We start from the raw sequence: 4,240 nt of genomic DNA on the forward strand, positions 1-4,240 counted from the left end.
TGGAATGTTGTAAATTTAAACCATAAGACTTAAAGGCGTTATATGTAGTTTGGCCAGTATATGTTCCAGTAGATTTGCCATTCTTAACATCAGTACGGATGTTATAACTTGGATTCTGTTCAGTGGTGTTATCACGATAATACAGTGTCGCTTGACTTTGGTTTTGATCATTCCAACTGTGGTTCAATTGAGATGAAAGTCTTGTTGCATCAACTTCACGATAAGTAAAGGTTTGATAACTGTAACCAGATCGTTTACTGAAATCATCAGCATTTAAACTACCCGTCATATCTGCTTTGAGATGATTATAATTGACGATATTTTTAATTTGGGTGGCATCTGATATGCGCCAATCATGTCTTATAGTTATACTTTGCTTATTACTTTCAGCATGATCTTGCCAGCTATCACCACGCTCACTGGCATAGCCTGATATTCTTAGACCATGCTCCCCAAATTCGGTATCAAAGGTATTGGATGCACCTAGGTCTAGACGGCGATAACCTTCAGAACTAGCACTTAAACCTAGCTCAGCTGTTGGATTTAAACTAGGAGCTTTTGTAAGAAAGTTAATCGTGCCGCCAATTGCATTACTTCCATATAAGCTACTCGCTGGACCACGCAGAATTTCAATACTATCAATCCCAGCCAAATTTACTTCATACAGTGCATTATGGTTAAAAACACCTACAGGACGCACAGATATACCATCTTCTAAATACTGATAAACAGCCGCAGTCGTGATTGGTTGGCGTATAGACATCATGTGCTGCTCATTACCCAAGTCATTCATCAAAACACCAGGTGTTTGATTCACTAACTGACCAATAAATGTTCCATGTTTATCTTCTATATCTTGCTTGCTGATTTTGCTAATTGCAGCAGGAGTATTGCTAATCGATTCTCCCTCACGGCTTGCAGTGACGACAATCGTCGCTAAGGTTTCGGTTTCATCTTTTGATGAAGTTTCAGCTAAAGCAATTGAACTGTAAGTAACAGAAAGGCACGCAGCAGCTAATACTGACAAACGAAATTGAGTATTCATATCAAACTCTATAAAAAAGCAATAAACAAGGCGGTACCGCAGTTCTCACTGGATACGATATTTACGGAATTGCGTTTTATAGAGCGAGTGGAGGTGCTTGTTTAATTGGGAAAATATAGTAGATACGTGGTATATGCAGATCTTCTGTCCACGCATAGCATAGGCATTGTACACGAGTAAACCAAGCCAATAAAAATACAAAAATAATTGCAATAAAAGGAACAATTGCAGCAGCGTCAACACCATAAGTACATAAAGGACAATGCTTCATGATCTTGCTTGCAAGCGCAAAAACTTCTTTAGCATGATCACTAAGTTGATTGTGTTCTATATGTTGAAGATGTTGTTCATGCTGAGTTTTATCGTGCATAGCATGATGGTGATGACTTGAATGGCTATCTGAATCTATTAAGCTATTTTGAATATTTGTAACTTGGCAGTGACTCGGCATTGCATACAGTGCAGGTACAACGCCACTATGAACCATCGTGGGTAAGAAAATATGCCAGAGTAAACAAAGCAAAGTTATCGCGCCAAGACAGGCACGCCACTTTAGCAAATGTTGACGGAAACTGGACTTCATATCAATGATACGACACAGTGGAAATGTGGCAGCAGTATAGTTAAAAAAACTTTGCACTACAAAACATATCTTAAACAGATGAATCAGTATTCAAGATCACCTTATTTGGGATTTATCGAGCTTTTTACGTAAAAAAAACAGACTCATAAGAGTCTGTTTTTTATATCAACTATTTATTAACGATTTGGTAAAACGTCTTTTAACGCTTCATGCATCTCTAATAGTGCTTTTTCTGTTGTTTCCCAGTCGATGCAGCCATCAGTTACTGATTGACCATAAACAAGATCACATAAGTTTTCAGGAATATCTTGACGACCACCTTTCAAATGACTTTCAACCATGATGCCTACGATTGACTTATTACCATCAAGAATTTGCTCTGTGATGTTTTTAAGAACTAAAGGTTGTAAGTATGGATCTTTGTTTGAGTTAGCATGACTGGTATCGATCATGATTTTATTGCTTACTTTAGCTTTTGCTAAAGCAGCTTCAGCTTCAGCAACAGAAGTTGCATCATAATTTGGCTTACCGTTACCACCACGTAAAACTACGTGTGCGTAAGGATTGCCCTTAGTATTAATAATTGCAACTTGACCGTTTTCATTTAAGCCTAAGAAGCTATGACCGTGTTTTACTGATTGCATTGCATTCGTTGCAACTGTTAAACCGCCATCTGTACCATTTTTAAAGCCAACAGGTGAAGATAATCCAGAAGACATTTCACGGTGTGTTTGACTTTCTGTTGTACGAGCACCAATCGCTGACCAAGAAATTAAATCTTGGTAGTACTGAGGTGAGTTCGGATCAAGTGCTTCAGTTGCACAAGGCAAACCTTTTTCATTTAATTCTAGTAAAAGACCACGACCAATATGTAACCCTTTTTCAATATTGAAAGAGTCATTCATATCAGGGTCATTAATTAAACCTTTCCAACCTACTGTTGTACGTGGTTTTTCAAAATAAACACGCATAACTAAATAAAGCGTATCTTTTACTTTTTCACTTAGCTCTTTCAAGCGATCAGCATACTCATTTGCAGCTTTAGGATCGTGGATCGAACAAGGGCCAATAACGACAAACAAGCGCTTGTCTTTACCATCTAAAATATTACGTACAGTTGCACGTCCTTGTAATACAGTTTGCGACGCAGCCGCAGATAAAGGAAGATCAGCTTTCAGTTCCGCAGGGGTAATTAAAGTTTGAATGCTTTTAATGTTAACGTCGTCGATATCTGGCTGAGAAACTGGATTTGACTGTAGAGTATTCATTGCTGTCACAAATTTAATCAAAAGAAGAGGTTATTTTGTCTACGAATATAGCACGAAAAGCCGACTGATTAACTAGTTATAATCATATTTTATGTAGAAACAATCGGCATTTTGCTACTTAAACTGCGCTTGTAGAAGTTGTTGTTTGCTGAATCACGACAGCTTGTTGAGTTTCTACTGGCTTTGGTTTCGCTTTGATCGGGTTAACCATAAAGTTAATCCCTAGCGCAAATAATGTGATACCTAGAATTTTACGAATCAAACGTTCTGGCATATGCGAGCTGATCAATGTGCCTGCAATAATTGCTGGAATAGAACCAACCAATAACCACATCAATAATGTAAAATCGACGTTGCCTGAAGACATATGGCTTAGGCCAGCAACTGCTGTCAATAATACTGCGTGTACAACATCAGAACCAATAATACGAATCATAGGTAGATTTGGGAACATAATTACTAAAGCCATGATGCCAAAAGCACCAGCACCTACAGATGATAGTGTAACGAACACACCTAAGATGATCCCCATGATGACGATATAATGGCGTTTATGTTGTAAAGCATGTTGCTCGCTTTCCATATTTGCTTGTTCACGATTACGGAAACGGTCAAAGAACTTTTCAATTTGCGCACGAAAGACAATCGAGATACCTGTCAAAGTCAGCATAAAACCAAGTACCATCGTTAATACAGCTTTGTAGTTCGTTGATTGACTTAAATAATGTTCTAAAACCCATGAGGTTGCGAATGAAGCAGGAATACTACCGATTGCTAGCCAAATAACGATTGGCCAAACGATATTGAGTTTCTTTGCATGAACAACTGAGCCACAGAATTTAGAGATTGATGCATAGAGCAAATCAGTACCAATTGCGATATGTGGTTCAATTTTGAAAAGGCTAATAAGAATAGGAGTCATCAAAGAACCACCGCCAACACCTGTGATACCTACACAGAAGCCAACCAAAACCCCAGCCATGATAAATTCAATAGGACCAAACATTACCAATATGCCTAATTATGCAAAAACAGGCATATCTTATGCTTTTTTGAGATAACTCGTTGTGATGAATAATGATTTACTTATGCAAAAAAAAGCTAAAGGACGATTTTTTAACGTCATTTGTGTTTGACTCTAGGAGTTAAGACATGATTGATTTTTAAAACCAATAGTAAGGTGATGGGTGTTGCAAATATCCACCAACTGACGAATCCGATCGATATTCCCTCAATCCAACATAATAAACTTCCTGAAATTAGGAATAAAAGAAAAGCCAAGATTCGAAATTGCACTTGATAGGTCGTCATTATTTTTTGATATTTCAAATGAACTTTAGACTG

Annotated in this window: 5 protein-coding genes; all 5 read right to left on the reverse strand. The window is 37.7% G+C overall.

Features of this window, described 5'->3' with window-relative positions:
- A partial coding sequence (locus A2003_RS05900; protein WP_286686957.1) for a TonB-dependent receptor occupies window positions 1–1,045 on the reverse strand: 1,045 nt, incomplete at its 3' end.
- A 76-nt stretch (window positions 1,046–1,121) separates the two neighbouring features.
- Entirely contained in the window at window positions 1,122–1,628 is a 507-nt protein-coding gene (locus tag A2003_RS05905) for a hypothetical protein (protein WP_112987524.1), read from the reverse strand.
- Window positions 1,629–1,804: 176 nt separating this feature from the next.
- Window positions 1,805–2,896 (reverse strand): 3-deoxy-7-phosphoheptulonate synthase, encoded by a 1,092-nt coding sequence (locus tag A2003_RS05910; protein WP_004915740.1) that lies wholly within the window; start codon window positions 2,894–2,896, stop codon window positions 1,805–1,807.
- A gap of 118 nt (window positions 2,897–3,014) precedes the next feature.
- A complete protein-coding gene (locus tag A2003_RS05915) occupies window positions 3,015–3,902 on the reverse strand; it encodes a sulfite exporter TauE/SafE family protein (protein ID WP_112987505.1) in 888 nt (295 codons plus the stop codon).
- A gap of 116 nt (window positions 3,903–4,018) precedes the next feature.
- Window positions 4,019–4,240, reverse strand: a 222-nt coding sequence (locus A2003_RS05920; protein WP_286686958.1) for a DUF1634 domain-containing protein, incomplete at its 5' end; no start/stop codon positions are given.

Origin of the sequence: Acinetobacter sp. GWC1_38_13 (assembly GCF_001767535.1) — a bacterium.
Taxonomy (GTDB): Bacteria; Pseudomonadota; Gammaproteobacteria; order Pseudomonadales; family Moraxellaceae; genus Acinetobacter; species Acinetobacter junii.